This window comes from Pseudoxanthomonas yeongjuensis (genome assembly GCF_010093345.1).
In the GTDB taxonomy this organism is placed as follows: Bacteria; Pseudomonadota; Gammaproteobacteria; order Xanthomonadales; family Xanthomonadaceae; genus Pseudoxanthomonas_A; species Pseudoxanthomonas_A yeongjuensis.
In genome coordinates this window covers 24399-40170 of sequence record NZ_PDWT01000011.1, presented here as the reverse complement: position 1 = coordinate 40170, position 15772 = coordinate 24399, and the positions used below count along the sequence as shown (strand labels likewise).

The 15772-nt window shown below is 65.0% G+C and carries 15 protein-coding genes; 10 read left to right on the top strand and 5 right to left on the bottom strand.

Annotation, left to right across the window (positions count from 1 at the left end; genetic code table 11):
- Positions 1-222 precede the first annotated feature (222 nt).
- From CSC74_RS16780 to CSC74_RS16770, 3 genes are read left to right on the top strand one after another with little or no spacing between them, the layout of a single operon-like run.
- On the top strand, positions 223-798 hold the full coding sequence (locus CSC74_RS16780) for an RNA polymerase sigma factor (RefSeq protein WP_425501479.1): 576 nt from the start codon (positions 223-225) through the stop codon (positions 796-798).
- Positions 795-1160 carry a hypothetical protein gene (locus CSC74_RS16775; protein ID WP_246193354.1) on the top strand — a complete coding sequence of 122 codons (366 nt, stop codon included), beginning with the start codon at positions 795-797 and terminating at the stop codon, positions 1158-1160. Before CSC74_RS16780 ends, CSC74_RS16775 begins: the two co-directional genes overlap by 4 nt.
- A gap of 4 nt (positions 1161-1164) precedes the next feature.
- The gene (locus tag CSC74_RS16770) at positions 1165-1605 is read left to right on the top strand and encodes a DUF3106 domain-containing protein (protein WP_162315654.1); all 441 of its coding nucleotides are present in this window, start codon (positions 1165-1167) and stop codon (positions 1603-1605) included.
- A 633-nt stretch (positions 1606-2238) separates the two neighbouring features.
- On the opposite strand, the gene CSC74_RS16765 is transcribed toward CSC74_RS16770, so the two are convergent.
- The 3 genes from CSC74_RS16765 to CSC74_RS16755 all read right to left on the bottom strand — a co-directional run bounded on the left by CSC74_RS16765 (position 2239) and on the right by CSC74_RS16755 (position 6794).
- Positions 2239-2667 (bottom strand): GNAT family N-acetyltransferase, encoded by a 429-nt coding sequence (locus CSC74_RS16765; protein ID WP_246193352.1) that lies wholly within the window; start codon positions 2665-2667, stop codon positions 2239-2241.
- Positions 2668-2692: 25 nt separating this feature from the next.
- Entirely contained in the window at positions 2693-3790 is a 1098-nt protein-coding gene (locus CSC74_RS16760) for an NAD(P) transhydrogenase subunit alpha (protein ID WP_162315652.1), read from the bottom strand.
- 709 nt (positions 3791-4499) lie between these two features.
- Complete coding sequence (locus CSC74_RS16755) at positions 4500-6794, bottom strand: DUF1631 domain-containing protein (RefSeq protein ID WP_162315651.1); 2295 nt, start codon at positions 6792-6794, stop codon at positions 4500-4502.
- 164 nt (positions 6795-6958) lie between these two features.
- Between CSC74_RS16755 and CSC74_RS16750 the strand changes: the two genes are divergently transcribed.
- The 4 genes from CSC74_RS16750 to CSC74_RS16735 all read left to right on the top strand — a co-directional run bounded on the left by CSC74_RS16750 (position 6959) and on the right by CSC74_RS16735 (position 9912).
- Positions 6959-7561, top strand: a complete 603-nt coding sequence (locus CSC74_RS16750; RefSeq protein ID WP_162315650.1) for a nitroreductase family protein — start codon at positions 6959-6961, stop codon at positions 7559-7561.
- A complete protein-coding gene (locus CSC74_RS16745; protein WP_162315649.1) occupies positions 7554-8486 on the top strand; it encodes a 5'-3' exonuclease in 933 nt (310 codons plus the stop codon). The genes CSC74_RS16750 and CSC74_RS16745 overlap by 8 nt, the downstream gene beginning before the upstream one ends.
- 102 nt (positions 8487-8588) lie before the next feature.
- Positions 8589-9140 carry an NUDIX hydrolase gene (locus tag CSC74_RS16740; RefSeq protein ID WP_162315648.1) on the top strand — a complete coding sequence of 184 codons (552 nt, stop codon included), beginning with the start codon at positions 8589-8591 and terminating at the stop codon, positions 9138-9140.
- Complete coding sequence (locus CSC74_RS16735; RefSeq protein ID WP_211369680.1) at positions 9133-9912, top strand: N-formylglutamate amidohydrolase; 780 nt, start codon at positions 9133-9135, stop codon at positions 9910-9912. Before CSC74_RS16740 ends, CSC74_RS16735 begins: the two co-directional genes overlap by 8 nt.
- Positions 9913-10078: 166 nt before the next feature.
- Here the strand turns inward: CSC74_RS16735 and pip are convergent, their stop codons facing one another.
- Entirely contained in the window at positions 10079-11023 is a 945-nt protein-coding gene (pip, locus tag CSC74_RS16730) for a prolyl aminopeptidase (protein WP_162315646.1), read from the bottom strand.
- Between the two features lie 217 nt (positions 11024-11240).
- Positions 11241-12080 carry a peptide chain release factor N(5)-glutamine methyltransferase gene (gene prmC / locus CSC74_RS16725; RefSeq protein ID WP_162315645.1) on the bottom strand — a complete coding sequence of 280 codons (840 nt, stop codon included), beginning with the start codon at positions 12078-12080 and terminating at the stop codon, positions 11241-11243.
- A 243-nt stretch (positions 12081-12323) separates the two neighbouring features.
- Here prmC and ahpC point away from each other — a divergent pair, with 243 nt between their 5' ends.
- The 3 genes from ahpC to CSC74_RS16710 all read left to right on the top strand — a co-directional run bounded on the left by ahpC (position 12324) and on the right by CSC74_RS16710 (position 15758).
- Positions 12324-12887, top strand: coding sequence for an alkyl hydroperoxide reductase subunit C (gene ahpC / locus CSC74_RS16720; protein WP_162315644.1), 564 nt, complete (start codon positions 12324-12326; stop codon positions 12885-12887).
- 216 nt (positions 12888-13103) lie between these two features.
- Complete coding sequence (ahpF, locus tag CSC74_RS16715; protein ID WP_162315643.1) at positions 13104-14690, top strand: alkyl hydroperoxide reductase subunit F; 1587 nt, start codon at positions 13104-13106, stop codon at positions 14688-14690.
- Positions 14691-14795: 105 nt separating this feature from the next.
- Positions 14796-15758 (top strand): LysR substrate-binding domain-containing protein, encoded by a 963-nt coding sequence (locus tag CSC74_RS16710; RefSeq protein WP_162315642.1) that lies wholly within the window; start codon positions 14796-14798, stop codon positions 15756-15758.
- Positions 15759-15772 lie beyond the last annotated feature (14 nt).

Sequence of the window (15772 nt, the reverse complement as noted above, 5' to 3'; positions counted from 1 at the left end):
CCCGATCCGCATCATAACCGGGCCCTGAATCCTTGGGCAGCAAGGTCAACCGATCCCTGCCGGCAGCGTTTCCCCCTTACCCCCAGCGAGGCCCCTGCCATGAAGTACAAGCCGATGTCGTTGCTTGCCGCATTGTCGCCGGGCATCGTCGGTACCGCCTCCGCCTCCGCCTGCGACTTCGGCGACCGTTTCGATCACCGCCCGGACCACAGGCACTAAGCTGTGTTGGTGAGCCCCGACATCAGCCAGGCCGGCCTTGACCAGCCGCCGCAGACCGCCATGCGACCGCCGGCGACGCTGGAACTGTTCCTGGCCGATGTGGGCACTCGCGCGTTCCGTTTCGCCGAAGCCGGCCTGCGCAGCCGCGACGACGCGCTGGACGCGGTGCAGGACGCGATGATGAAGATGCTGGCCTATCGCGAGCGTCCCGCCGCCGAATGGACACCGCTGTTCTGGAGCATCCTGCGGCGCAAGATCGTGGACCTGCAGCGGCGCGGCAATTTCCGCCTGCGCCTGTTCGCGCTCGCCAGCGAACGCAGCGAAGACAGTCTGATCGACTGGGCCGATTCCGCCGCCGGACCCTCGCAAGCGCACGACCAGCGCGAAGCGTACACCAGACTGACCCTGGCGCTGCGCAAATTGCCGGCCCGCCAGCGCGAAGCCTTCACCCTGCGCGTGCTGGAGGAACTGGACGTGGCCGATACCGCGAAAGCCATGGGCTGCTCGGAAGGCTCGGTCAAGACCCACCTGTCGCGCGCACGCGACGCATTGCAGAAACAACTGGAGGATTTCCGATGAACCCGGGGATCGAAGACAAAGAAATGTTCGACCGCGACATGCGCAAGCTGCACGCGGCCGCCGTGGACCGAATTTCGCCGCCGACCCTGGCGCGGTTGCGTGCCGCCCGGCATGCCGCGCAGACGGCTCCGCAACGCGGGCATGCCTGGCGCTGGGCTGCGGCCAGCGTGCTCCCGGCAGTGCTTGCCATAGCTATCGGCATGCGCTTCCTGCCTCATTCCACACCCACGCCCGTGGCACAACCGATGGCCGCGGCAACCAGCGGCGGCAGCTATGCCGACAGCGCGGCCGTGCTTGACGAAAATCCCGACCTGTACCTGTGGCTGGCTTCTTCCGAAGCCGAGCCGCTGGCCATGGAGTAATCGAATGAAGACCCTATTTTCCCGATCCCTGCCGTTCGCCCTGTTGCTGCTGGCCGGCAATGCCCTGGCGCAATCGACGCCTGCGCAGTCGCTTCCCGACTGGGACAAACTGACCCCGCAGCAGCGCGAGGCGTTGATCGCCCCAGTACGCGAGCGCTGGAACAGCGACCCCGAACAGCGCCCGCGCATGCTGGAACACGCACAACGCTGGAAGGAAATGTCGCCCGAACAACGCAGGCAGGCGCGCAAGGGCATGCGCCGTTTCGAGCACATGAATCCGCAACAGCGCGAGGAAGCGCGCGTCCTGTTCGAACAGATGAAGAAGCTGTCGCCCGAACAGCGCAAGGAACTGCGCGAGGACTGGCGCCGGATGACGCCGGAACAGCGGCGCACATGGGTGGAGAAGCATGCGCCGAAGGGGCCGACATCTCCGCCGATCAGGTAATCGGGAATTGGCATAGGGTTGGCCCCGGCCCACCGCATGGAAGTCGCGGGATCCCAGAAGGCGGGACAAGACCCGCTCCTGGACTCTCGGAAACGGCTTCTCCTGTTCGCGAGGCATTCAACAGGCATTGCGCCGAATGGGAATGGCGATGCGTATCCGTGCACTAGGCAAGAGCAATCATTCGGTGGCGGGTGCTGCTGGCTACGGATAGTCGTGCGGCGCGATGCCCTTCGATCATTCCGCCCTACGGTTTCCGATCTTGATATCTTGGGCTTTTGTCGATGACGTCCATGCTAGAAAGATCCAACAGCAACAACCGCCAGGCATGCAAGGCCGAGCAAGAACGAGCCAATCCGTTGCCAGGTCCTGGCGGCATGGTTTGTAGCCAGTGAATAGGCGGAAGCCAGGACGAGCACCAACAAGAAAAATAGCGCAATGACGGGCGTCCATGACCCGATCTGCCAAACGGGCAAGTTGTGAGGGGACGCGAAAAGAACCGCACAGGCACCCATTGCGATGCCGATCGCGGCAAGAATGAGCGGGCTTGCAACTGAAAATATCCGTGTCGCTGCCATTGGCGCCTGACGCCTGAATCGGGCCGGCCCGCGAAGCGGGTCCGGCTCGAATGAATTGTCAGGCTTCATCCGTGTAGCCATTGTTGGCTGCCTGGTCAGGGTTATCGAATATCGCCATAGCCGTTCTCATGCGACGGAACCCGAACCTGCGATAGAAATCCTCCTTGCCGGGAACGGCGTAAAGGATGATCTTCCTATGTCCTTCGGACGCAGCCACGAGGCGCCCGATGACTTCACGGCCCAGGCCGCGGCCCTGATGCGAAGGATGAACAGCGATATCGCAGATATATGAGCAATCGACACCGTCAGCTACGGCACGTCCAGCGGCAACCAGCACGTTGTTCTCCCGGGCAAAGAACTTGAACATGCTGTTTGAAAATGCAGTTTCCAGCCAGCCCGGCGATTTGTTGCCAAGCGGAGCGAGCCGATACATCTCGGAGAGCTCCGGCCAGTTGACCGAGTCCGTCGAATTGCTCCACTGGAGCACGACACAGTCTCCGGATAAAGCCCAACTACTGATTGGGCGCAACCATTTCCGGCCACCGCGTCTTCGCCAGCAACTCGTCATTCCAGTCGAAAGTGACCGCGCCTTCCTTGACGAACAGCGCTACGAAGTTGAAGACGTTTCGCGAATACATCTCGCTGGCGTGGACCGCGCCCATGCTGGCCAGGTTGAGCGGGCCGGCGACGGTGACGCCGTTGTGCTCGATGGTCTCGCCAGGTCGCGTGGCTTCGCAGTTGCCACCGGTTTCGGCGGCAAGGTCGACGATCACGCTGCCGGGTTTCATCGCCTCCACCATGGCCATGGTGATGATCTTGGGTGCCGGGCGACCCGGCACCGCGGCGGTGCAGACCACCACGTCGATGCCTTTCAAGTGATCGGCGAGTCGGCGCTGTTGCTCGGCACGCTCCTCGTCGGTGAGCTGGCGCGCATAACCGCCCTCGCCTGCGGCGCTGACGCCCAGATCCAGGAATTTTCCGCCCAGCGATTCGATCTGCTCGCGCGTTTCCGGGCGCACATCGAAACCTTCCACCTGCGCGCCCAGGCGCTTGGCGGTGGCGACACCCTGCAGACCGGCCACGCCGGCGCCGACGATCAGCACCTTGGAGGGACGGATGGTGCCAGCGGCGGTGGTAAGCATGGGAAAGAAACGCGGCGCCAACTGCGCGGCGATCAGCACTGCCTTGTAACCGGCCATGCCGGCCTGCGAACTGAGCACGTCCATCGATTGCGCGCGCGTGGTGCGCGGCAGTTTTTCCAGCGGGAAGGCGAGGATGCCGCGCGCCTTGAGCGCATCGGCTCGGGCGGCATCGGCTTGCGGCTGGGGCATGCCGACCAGGGCGGCACCCTGCTTCAACTGGCCTATGGCGGCGGGATCAGGCGACTGCACGCACAAGACCAGGTCGGCCTGGGCAGGAGTGTCGGCGGTGGCCAGATGCGCACCCGCGTCGAGATAAGCCTGGTCCACGAAGCCGGCGCCAAGCCCGGCGCCGCTCTCGATCCTGATGCTGGCGCCCGCGGCTACGAGCTTCTTCACCGTTTCCGGGGTGGCGGCCACGCGGCGCTCGCCTGGCGCCGTCTCCTTCAACACCAGCACTTCAACCGCCATGTTCGCCTCGCCTGTCGGATTCCGGACTGCCGATGCTAACAAAGCATGGGGAGGAAGGCGTATGTAGCGGCCGATCCGATGCGGGAGGTGGCTTTGGCTTATGACATTGGCCGTTGCCTGCGGATGCCGCGAGGCGCGGCGGGCGGGTCGGGTACAACACCGCAGGCACGACCCACAAGGATGTGTGCCGCTTTCATAGACGCAGAGCCTGCCCCGTACTTGATACCGGTATGCGCCTTACGAAAATTCCCGGCCTGCTCGCGAGCCCGGCGACTTCATCGCCGGACGCGCCGTTACAGCCTGCCCCGTACTCGACAGGGGGTGCTCTCTTTGGTCGCTTGACCAGCCATGCGGCTGTTGTGGAGCGCTGCTTCGCACAAGCAAGAGAGTGACCCGCGCATAGCGCGGCTTCCAAAAGCGCAACTGGTCAACGCTGCGGCTTTAAACAAGAGCGAAGAGCCAAAGCCACTGGATGATCAAGCGCTTACCGCGCCCAACTGCAGCATTCGGGGCAGGCTCTGCGTAGGGACGATGAGCGAAGGAAAAGGCGCTGGATTCGGGCTTCCGCCGGTATGACAGAAAGAACAAATGTCCAAGGCATCCCTCCCCAATCCTCTCCTACGCTATGCGCAAAGGAGGAGACCGGGAGCAAGATCAAGATGGATCCCAGCTTGCGCCGGGATGACGACTTCAGAAAACCTTCGGAAAGTCAGGCGCCGACGGCGCTCTTTTCCGGGTCCAGGCGCTCGATCACGCCCTGCATCGCGCTGTCGAAAGCGTCTTCATCCTGGTGCGTGCGCAAGCGGCCCATGCGCACCATGACGGCGAGCTCTTCGGGCGAGGCCACGCAGAAGCGCACACCGCGGCGGTTGACGAACAGCAATCGCGACGAGATCGGGCTGACCCAGGACAGCTTGCCGGCCTGGACCTTGTTGTCCTTGTCGATGAAATCCAGCCAGGTGCCGATCGGCAATCCACGGAAATGGTCGGCATCGGTGCTGTCGAAATCCAGGGTGTCGGTGCCGCCAACCAGCTGGATCGGGGTGGACTCCTCCTCGCTGGCCCTGGGCAGGACCACCTGCGGCAATTCCGGCAGGGATTTCTCCAGGTCGGGGCGCGAAGCGGCCACGGCCTGCAAGGTGTCGTGCAAGGCATCGACCGCGGAACTGGCCGCATCCGCATTCATGCCGACGCTGGCGAACACCTTCTGCAGCGACGGCCGCCAGGTCTGCAACCATGGTTTGCCGATGATCTGGCGCTGGGCTTCGGCAAGCTCCTCCATCACGCCGTCGGCCAGGAGCAGCGCATCGCGCAGGCCTTCGCCGTCCTCGCCTTCGCGCAGCACGGTCATGGTGACGTGATGGGCCCACGGCTGGCGCATGAAGTCGTCGATCGCCTGCGGCACATGGCGGCCATCGAGGCGCGCGGACAGTTCCAGGGCCATGCGCACGCGCGCGGTTTCCAGACGCTCCTGCCCGCTCTGTATTTCGGCGGCGCGGCGTTCGGCGATCTCGATGCGGCGCTTGTGCTGGTTGAGGAAATCGCGGAATTCCTCTTCCAGGGTGAGGAACACGGCGAGGTTCTCGTTGAATTCGGCGGTCAGGCGGTCGACCACTTCCTCGACCTTGGCCATCAGCGTGCGTTCGGCCGCGCTCTCGCCGCTGTTGCCCTCACAGGCCTCGGCCAGCACGTTGAGCAGGCGCCGCGCCGGATGGGTCTTCTGTACGAACATGCGCCGATCCAGCAACGCGACCTTGACGAAGGGCACCACCAGTCGGCCGATCAGTTCGCGCGGGCGGCCTTCCAGGTCGCGCTCGTCCAGCATCACGTCGAACAGCATGCCGACCAGATCGATGGCGTCCTCGTCCACCGGCGCCAGGCGCGCGGTCGAAGGGTCCACGCCGAGCCGGTTGGCGCCGCTGAGCACTTCGCTCTTCAGGCGCTGGGCCAGCGATTCGCCGGTGTCGCCGATGGCCGCGCTGAGGGCGGCGCTGGGCGTGCTCTGCAGCAACGACAGCACCGACAGCATCTCGCGTTGCGACAGCTGGCGGTTTTCCACGCTGGAGGAAGAATGCTGTGGCACGGTCGTCTCACGGTTGCCGCGCGACTCCTGCAACAGGTGGTGCAGCGCTTCCAGCAGCACGCCTTGCGCGCCGCCGGCATAACCCGGGAGACCATCATTGAAGCCGCCCTGGCCCATCGAGGCCTGCATGCCGCCCTTCATCCCAGCCATGCGATGGGTGAAGCGCGCGGCCCAGGCGGGGGCGCTGGCTTCATCGTCTTCAGCCATGTCCGCATGCGGACCCTGGTGTTCCGGCGCGCGCGTGGCCGCGCGTGCGGGCGTGCGCGCCGCCGGCATTTCCGGCAACACCCCCGACTGCACCAGGCGCTGGTCGAGCGCCTCGTAGAGACGGCTTATGCCCGGCACCAGGTCGCGTTCGCACAGTTTGATGACCACCAGCCGTACTTCCAGGGAAAGTTCGCAGGTGGCGAAGGCATCATGAATCGCCACGCCGATATGCTCGGGGCCGATGGGATTGTGATCGTTGTCCAGCACCAGGTTGCCGGCGATCCAGCCCAGACGGCGATCCAGGCGCTGCAGCACCGGCTTGCAATCGCGCATGATCACGCTGGCCAGGTTGCGCGCGGCCAGGCGCGATTCCAGTTCCTGGTCGGAAACCAGGCTCAACGCGGAACCGGCATCGATCAGCGCGCTTTCCATCGACATCGGTTCGCCCGCCTCGAGCGAGTGCCAGGCCTTTTCCAGATGGGCGCGGAAGCGGGCGATGATTTCCTCGCGGCGGCGGCGCAACTCGCGCATCGCATCCAGGAAGGCCAGCTGCGCATTGCCGGCACGTTCGGCGCGGTCGAACAGCGCGTCGTCGAAGCGGCCGAGAGCCATGGCGAAGGTGTCCACCAACGGCGGGACCACGGCTTGCCTGGCCTGGGCCAGCAGCCGCAGGTCGCGCCCCGGACGTTCGGCGATGTGATCGAAGCTGGACATGCGCAAGGTTCCCCGCCCTGGCAGGCGAAAAAGCGGATAAGGCAGATAAGGAAAACGCGGCCTCTGGTTTCGCCTAGACAGCTTAGTGAATCGGGTTCTCCGGCACCGTGACCCATTAGGCAGTTCGATGCCGCGTAACAGCCGCGGCAGGCTAGAATTCCCGTATGCCAACCCACGATCCTCTGCAATCCCTCGATACCCGCCGCTCCACCCCCTCCAGGCAACTGGGTCCACCCGGCCCCGACGACGCCACCCTGCTGCGCATGTTGCAATCGGCGGTGCGCGTCCCCGACCACGGCAAGCTGGTGCCGTTCCGCTTCCTCCGCATCCACGGCGACGCACGCCATGCGTTGGGTGAAGCACTGGTTTCGCGGGCGCTGGATCTCGATCCCCATGCGTCCGCCGCCACCCTGGAAAAGGACCGTGCGCGTTTTTCGCATGCGCCGCTGATCGTCGCCGTGATCGCGCGGCTCGATGCCCGGCACAAGGTGCCCGAACAGGAACAGCTGCTTTCGGCCGGCTGCGTCTGCTTCGCCCTGCTGCAGGCGGCCCAGGCGCTTGGTTTCGGCGCGCAGTGGCTGACCGGATGGGCTGCCTACGACGCGACGATCGGCGGGATCCTGGGTCTGCGGGCGGACGAGAAAATCGCCGGTTTCATCCACATCGGCACTCCCGCAATGGAAGCGCCCGAACGCGACCGCCCCGATGCCGTTGCCTTGTTGAGCGACTGGCATCCCTCCGTGGCGGGTCCTTCGAAGCATGCCTGAAGTGCCGGCCGTCCCTGCGTCGCGTCCACCGCTGTACCTGGTGGACGCCAGCCTGTACGTGTTCCGCGCCTGGCATTCGATGCCCGACCAGTTCCACGATGCCGATGGCTGGCCCACCAACGCCGTGCATGGTTTCGCCCGCTTCCTGCTGGAACTGCTGGAACAGGAGCGTCCAAAGCACATCGCCATCGCCTTCGACGAGGCCCTGGACAGCTGCTTCCGCAACAAGCTGTACCCCGCCTACAAGGCCAATCGCGATCCGGCCCCGGAAGAACTCAAGCGCCAGTTCACCCATTGCAAGGCGCTGTGCGCGGCATTGGGGTTGAACGTGCTGGCGCATGGCGAATACGAAGCCGACGACCTGATCGGCAGCGCCCTGCACAGCGCGCGCCCGCGCGGTTTCCGCGGAGTGATCGTGTCTGCCGACAAGGACATGTCGCAGTTGCTGATGGAAGCGGACGAACAATGGGACTTCGCCCGTGGCCAGCGCTGGGGCATGGCCGGGGTCAAGGCGCGGCATGGCGTCGAAGCGACCCAGATCGCCGACTACCTGGCCCTGACCGGCGATGCGGTCGACAACATCCCGGGAGTGACCGGTATCGGCGCCAAGTCCGCGGCGATCCTGCTGGCGCATTTCGGCAGCCTGGATGTGTTGCTGACGCGGATCGACGAGGTCGCCTTCCTGCGCCTGCGCGGCGCCGCGCAGATGGCCGTGCGCCTGCGCGAACAACGCGAACATGCGCTGTTGTGGCGGCAACTGGCCACGATCGCGCTGGATGCCCCGGTCGATGGCGCGGAACCGGACTTCGTCCGCGCCGGTGTCGACGCGGGGATGCTGGAGGCCTTGTCCGGATCGTTGCGCTTCGGTCCGATGACCCGGCGCCGATTGCAGGCGGCTGCGGGATTGGGCGACACCCCCCTGTAGGAGCGGGCCTTGCCCGCGATGCTTTCCGTGACGCGGTGAGAAAAGCATCGCGGGCAAGGCCCGCTCCTACAAAAGGTCACCCATCCCCATTAGCATGTCCGCATGAACAACAAGACCGCCGAACCGAAGATCATCCACGAGGGCCGCTATCTGCGCATGGTCGAGCGCGGCACCTGGGAATACGTGGAACGCACCCATGCCAGCGGCCTGGCCGCGATCATCATCGCGGTCACGCCCGAGGACAAGGTGCTGTTCGTCGAACAGTTCCGCGTGCCGCTGCAGGCCGCGACCATCGAGATGCCGGCCGGACTGGTCGGCGATATCGATGCCGACGAATCGATCGAAGTCTCGGCGATCCGCGAGCTGGAGGAAGAGACCGGCTGGACCGCCGACCGGGCGGAAGTGCTGATGATCGGCCCTACTTCCTCGGGCATGGCCAGCGAGAAGGTCGCCTTCGTCCGTGCCACCGGATTGCGCCGGGTCGGCGCCGGTGGCGGCGATGGCGACGAGGACATCACCGTGCACGAGGTTCCGCGGCTCGAGGCCGCGGCCTGGCTGGCGCGGAAGATGGGCGAAGGCTATGAACTCGACGCCAAGCTCTGGGCCGGGCTGTGGATGATCGACCACCACCTGGATGGCACTCCGCGTGGCTGAGGCGGCTGTGTTGCTGGGCCCGGACGACCCAGCGCCCTACACCGTGCACCGCGCGCATGGCGGCTCGCCTTTCGTGCTTATAGCCGACCACGCCGGGCAGAAGATTCCCGCGCGCCTCGGCGGCCTGGATTTGCCGCAAATCGAGCTGGATCGCCATATCGGCTGGGACATCGGAATTGCCGGCGTGGCCGAGAAGCTGTCGGAAAAACTCGATGCTTTCGCCATCATGCAAACTTATTCGCGGCTGGTGATCGACTGCAACCGGCCGCTGCAGGCGCCGGGTTCGATCGTCGCCGTCAGTGACGGCACCCGGATACCGGGCAACGAAGGACTGGACGACGAGGCGAGGACCGCGCGCGCGCTGGAGATCTTCGCCCCTTATCACGCGCGTATTACCCGTGAGCTGGATCATCGCAATGGGCAAGCGGTCGCGCCGGTGCTGGTTTCGCTGCACAGCTTCACCCCGACGTTCGCGGGATTCGCGCGGCCCTGGCATGCGGGCATCCTGTACCACCGCGACACCCGCCTGGCCCACGCCTTGCTGGCCGCATTGCGTGCGGAACCCGGACTGGTGGTCGGCGACAACGAGCCTTATGCGGTCAGCGACGCCACCGATTTCGCCATCCCGGTACATGGGGAACGACGCGGACTGCTGCACGTGGAGCTGGAAATTCGCCAGGACCTGATCGCCGATGCGCCGGGGCAGGAAGAATGGGCACAGCGGTTGGCCCGGATTCTGCCCGCATTGTTGCCGGAGCTGATCCGCGGCTGAAATGCTTCTGTTGCAATGATTCGAGCGCGATCCGGGCCCGACGCGAGAGCATCGCGGGCAAGGCCCGCTCCTACGGGAGGCGGATGGTTGTAGGAGCGTCCCTTGGGCGCGATGCCTTCCGGCCGGATCGCACAAGAGCCAAGCGCATCGCCGGCAAGGCACGCTCCTACGGGGCGAAGCGGTCCGTCGCGGTCACCAGCGCGTCCACGTGTTCGGGCTCGAACGCCGAGTGTCCGGATACCGGCGAGATATGCAGTTCCGCCTTCGGCCAGGCCTTGTGCAGGTCCCAGGCGTTGGCCATCGGGCAGACCACGTCGTAGCGTCCGTGCACGATCACGCCCGGGATGTCGGCGATCTTGTGCGCGTCGCGCAGCAGCTGGTCCTCCACTTCGAAGAAACCGCCGTTGACGAAGTAGTGGTTCTCGATCCGGGCGAAGGCCAGCGCGAACGCGGCGTCCTCATGGCCGCTGACGAAATCGTGGTCCACGCGCAGGAAGCTGGTCGCGCCTTCCCATACGCTCCAGGCGCGCGCGGCGGCCAGACGCGTGGCTTCATCCTCGCTGGTCAGGCGGCGATGGAAGGAGGAAATCAGGTCATGGCGCTCGACCATCGGGATCGGCGCGAGAAAGTGTTCCCACGCGTCCGGGAACAGGCGTGAACAGCCTTCCTGATAGAACCATTCCAGTTCCCAGCGACGCAGCATGAAGATGCCGCGCAACACCAGTTCGGTCACTCGCCGCGGATGTTTCTCGGCGTAGGCAAGCGCCAGGGTGGAACCCCAGCTGCCGCCGAATACCTGCCACTTGTCGATTCCGAGCTTTTCGCGCAACTGCTCGATGTCCGCGACCAGGTGCCAGGTGGTGTTGTCGACCAGGTCCGCATGCGGCGTGGAGCGGCCGGACCCGCGCTGGTCGAACAGCACGATGCGGTACTTGGCCGGATCGTGGAAACAACGCATTTTCGGGTTGCAGCCGCCGCCCGGACCGCCGTGCAGCAGGACGACGGGTTTTCCGTCCGGATTGCCGCATTGTTCGTAATACAGCGTATGGCGGTCATCGACCTTGAGCGCGCCGGTGTCGTAGGGTTCGATTTGCGGGTAGAGCTGGCGCATGGGTGCTGCCTGCGATCTGGGGACGGGAAGTTTAACGCAGTGACTTGTTGCCTCGTTGTTTGCGGAGGCATGCAGGAGTGGTGCGCCACTGCTTCTGTTGCCGTCATCCCGGCGAAAGCTGGATCCATTTTGATTTTCGCCTGATTCGTGGCTGATCAAAATCAAGATGGGCCCCAGCTTTCGCCGGGATGACGAGTACGGGACTTCCCGTGGCCGGTCAGCGTCTCCGCCCCAACGTCACCCTGTCTCTCGATTCCAGGTCCTGTTCGGTGGCGATCTCCACGAATCCCGCCGCTTCGAACAATTCCCGGATCGCCACGCCCTGGTCCAGGCCATGCTCCAGCAGCAACCAGCCGCGGTCGGCGAGGAATCCTCCGGCGCCGGAAATTATTTCGCGGATGTCGTCCAGCCCGTCGCTGCCTGAAGACAGCGCGGCCGCAGGCTCGAACCGCAGGTCGCCTTCGGCAAGATGCGCATCGCCATTGGCGATATACGGTGGATTGCTGGCGATCAGATCGAAGCGCTCGCCGGCCAAGGGCGCAAACCAGCTTCCATGGCGGAATTGCACGTTGGCTACCGCGTTGTCGCGCGCATTGCCTTGCGCGACCCGCAGCGCCGCTTCGCTGGCGTCGGTGGCGACGACGCTGCATCGCGGACGCTCGACGGCGATGGCCAGCGCGATCGCGCCGCTGCCCGTGCCCAGGTCGGCGATGCGCGATGCCGCCGCGCCTTGCGGGATCCGCGACAGCGCCAGCTCGACCAGCAGTTCCGTTTCAGGCCGCGGAATCAGCGTATCGGGGGTGACCGCCAGATCCAGCGTCCAGAAACCGCGTCGACCGACAAGATAGGCCACCGGCTGGCCGTCGATACGCGATCGCAGCAGCACGTCGAAACGGCCAAGCGCATCGTCGTCCAGCGCTTCATCGGCATGCGCGATCAGCCAGGCGGGCGATTTTCCCAGCGCATGCGCCAGCAACGCCTTGGCATCGGCGGCGTCCACGCGTTCGCAGGCGTCGCGCAGCACTGCATCCAGGCGGGTCTTGGGACTGGTTTCCATCGGCCACATCGTAGCGGTTGCCCCGCCTGACCCGGGATTTCCCTGTATTTGCCCGCCAACGGCCGCTCCGGGGAGAAATAACGGTCTCGCCCGCACCCGGCGCAGCCCTTGCCGGTCGCCCAGTCATTCAATAGTCATTGACTATTGATACAATGCCATCAATCGATTAGAGATATCGATCGGTCGGAGCTACCATTCAGCTGCCCTATCAATCCCCCTCTTTCAACCAACCGAGGAAATGCAATGTCCCTGATCAACACCCAGGTAAAACCCTTCACCGCCAATGCCTTCCACAATGGCAAGTTCGTCCAGGTTTCCGATGCGGACCTGAAGGGCAAATGGTCGGTGGTGATCTTCATGCCGGCCGCCTTCACCTTCAATTGCCCCACCGAAGTGGAAGACGCCGCCAAGCATTACGCCGAGTTCCAGAAGGCCGGCGCCGAAGTCTACGTCGTCACCACCGATACCCACTTCTCGCACAAGGTCTGGCACGAAACCTCGCCGGCCGTGGGCCAGGCCAAGTTCCCGCTGGTCGGCGACCCGACCCACCAGCTGACCAGGGCGTTCGACGTGCATATCGACGAGGAAGGCCTGGCCCTGCGCGGCACCTTCATCATCAATCCCGATGGCGTGATCAAGACCCTGGAAATCCACGACAACGCGATAGCCCGCGACGTCAGCGAGACCCTGCGCAAGCTCAAGGCCGCCCAGTACGTCGCCGCGCATCCGGGCGAAGTCTGCCCGGCCAAGTGGAAGGAAGGCGAAAAGACCCTGGCCCCGTCGCTGGACCTGGTCGGCAAGATCTAAGCAGCGCTTCATCGCTGGACCTGGAATCCGGGCGCAAGCCGCCCGGATTCCTCCCAACGCATCCCTGCGGATGCTTGCAATAGCGGCGTGGCCCGCACCGGAAAGCTTCTGGTCTCCCTCCCCACCGGTCGATCTCCCGCCGGTCCAGGCCGCTTCTGCAAGCGTCTTTCCATTCCTTCCCGATTATCCCTTCTTCATTCCACCGGAGCCCTTCCCATGCTTGATGCGAACCTCAAGACCCAGTTGCAGGCCTACCTGGAAAAGGTCGTGCGCCCGATCGAGATCGTGGCGTCGCTGGACGACAGCCCGAAATCCCGCGAGATGGAAGAGCTGCTCGGCGAGATCGTGCTGCTCTCCGACAAGATCAGCCTGATCGAGCGCCGCGATTCCGACGCGCATACGCCGTCGTTCGCGCTCAACAGCCCCGACCACGACATCCACCTGCGCTTCGCCGGCCTGCCCATGGGCCATGAATTCACTTCGCTGGTGCTGGCCCTGCTGCAGGTCGGCGGACACCCGTCCAAAACCGCGCAGGACGTGATCGAGCAGATCCAGTCGCTAGACGGCGAATACAAATTCGAAACCTATTTCTCCCTGTCCTGCCAGAACTGCCCGGACGTGGTCCAGGCACTGAACCTGATGGCGGTGCTGAACCCGAACATCCAGCATGTGGCCATCGACGGCGCCCTGTTCCAGGACGAGGTGGAAGCGCGCCAGGTGATGTCGGTGCCCACCATCTACCTCAATGGCGAAGTCTTCGGCCAGGGCCGCATGGACGTGGAGCAGATCGTCGCCAAGCTGGATACCGGTGCCGCGGCGCGCGATGCGAAGAAGATCGCGGCCAAGGCCCCGTTCGACGTGCTGGTGGTCGGCGGCGGTCCCGCCGGCGCCGCGGCGGCGATCTATGCCGCGCGCAAGGGCATCCGTACCGGCGTGGCCGCGGAGCGCTTCGGCGGCCAGGTGCTGGACACGATGGCCATCGAGAACTTCATCTCGGTGCAGGAAACCGAAGGTCCGAAGATGGCCGCGGCGCTGGAGCAGCACGTGCGCCAGTACGACGTCGACATCATGAACCTGCAACGCGCCGAGAAGCTGGTGCCGGGCAAGGACCTGATCGAGGTGCAACTGGCCAACGGCGCCACGCTGAAAGGCAAGACCGTGATCCTGTCCACCGGCGCGCGCTGGCGGCAGATGAACGTGCCCGGCGAGAACGAATACCGCAACAAGGGCGTGGCCTACTGCCCGCATTGCGACGGCCCGCTGTTCAAGGGCAAGCGCGTGGCGGTGATCGGCGGCGGCAACTCCGGCGTGGAAGCGGCGATCGACCTGGCCGGCATCGTCAGCCACGTGACCCTGATCGAATTCGATCACCAGCTGCGCGCCGACGAAGTACTGCAGCGCAAGCTGCGCAGCCTGCCCAACGTGAAGGTGATCACTTCGGCGATGACCACCGAAGTCACCGGCGACGGCCAGAAGGTCAACGGCCTGGTCTACGAGGACCGCGGCAACAACGGGAAACACGAAATCGCGCTGGAAGGAATTTTCGTGCAGATCGGCCTGTTGCCCAACACCGAATGGCTGAAGGGCACGCTGGAGCTTTCGCCGCGCGGCGAGATCGTCGTCGACGAACGCGGCCAGACCTCGCTGCCCGGCGTGTTCGCCGCCGGCGATGTGACCACGGTGCCGTACAAGCAGATCGTGATCGCCATGGGCGAAGGCTCCAAGGCGGCGCTGAGCGCGTTCGATCATTTGATCCGCACCTCCGCGCCGGCCGAGGCAGTCGCGGAGGCGGAAGCAGCCTGAGGTATCCACCCTGTAGATCCGGGCTTGCTCGGATGCTTTTAGCCAGAGCATCCGAGCAAGCCCGGATCTACAAAAACCCGAGGTGCCGCACATGAAGGACCTTGCATGAACCTGCGCGACCTCAAGTACCTGCTGGCGCTCGCCGACCACAAGCATTTCGGTCGCGCGGCGGCGGCCTGCTTCGTCAGCCAGCCCACTCTTTCCACGCAGATAAAGAAGCTGGAAGAGGAACTGGGCGTATCGCTGGTCGAGCGCGCGCCGCGCAAGGTGATGCTGACGCCCGCGGGCCGCGATGCCGCCGAACGCGCGCGCCGCATCGTCGCCGAAGTGGAGCAGATGAAGGAGGGCGCGCGCCGCAGCCAGGATCCGGAAGCCGGAACGGTGCGCCTGGGCATGTTCCCGACCCTGGGCCCGTACCTGCTGCCGCACGTGATCCCGCGTATCCGCGAACGCTTTCCCGACCTCGAGCTGCTGCTGGTCGAGGAAAAAAGCGACGTGCTGCTATCGCGCCTGCACGAGGGCAAGCTCGACGCCGCGTTGCTGGCGCTGCCGGTGCACGACGATCAGTTGCACAGCGAGTTCCTGTTCGAAGAACCGTTCGTGCTGGCGGTACCCGGGAACCATCCGCTGGCGCAGCGCGATTCGCTGAGCCTTGCCGAATTGAACGACCAGAAACTGCTGCTGCTGGAAGACGGCCACTGCCTGCGCGAGCAGGCGCTGGAAGTCTGCCGGCTCTCGGGCGCGAACGAGAAATCGGAATTCCGCGCGACCAGCCTGGAAACGCTGCGGCAGATGGTCGCGGCCAACGTCGGCATCACCCTGCTGCCGACCCTGGCGATCAAGCCGCCGGTGGCGCGCTCGCCGAACATCCACCTGCTCGGCTTCAGCGACTCGCATCCCAGCCGCCGGATCGCGATGCTGTGGCGCAGGAGCTCGGCCATGAACGGCTTCCTGCTGGAGCTTTCCAGGGTCTTTTCCGAGCTGCCGGCCAAGCTGTTCTCACCGGCGCCGGAGATACCGGGCACGGGCAAACCCAGCCCTGGCAAGGGCTCGCGCCGGCAGGCTTGAACCGGCGCGGCTTC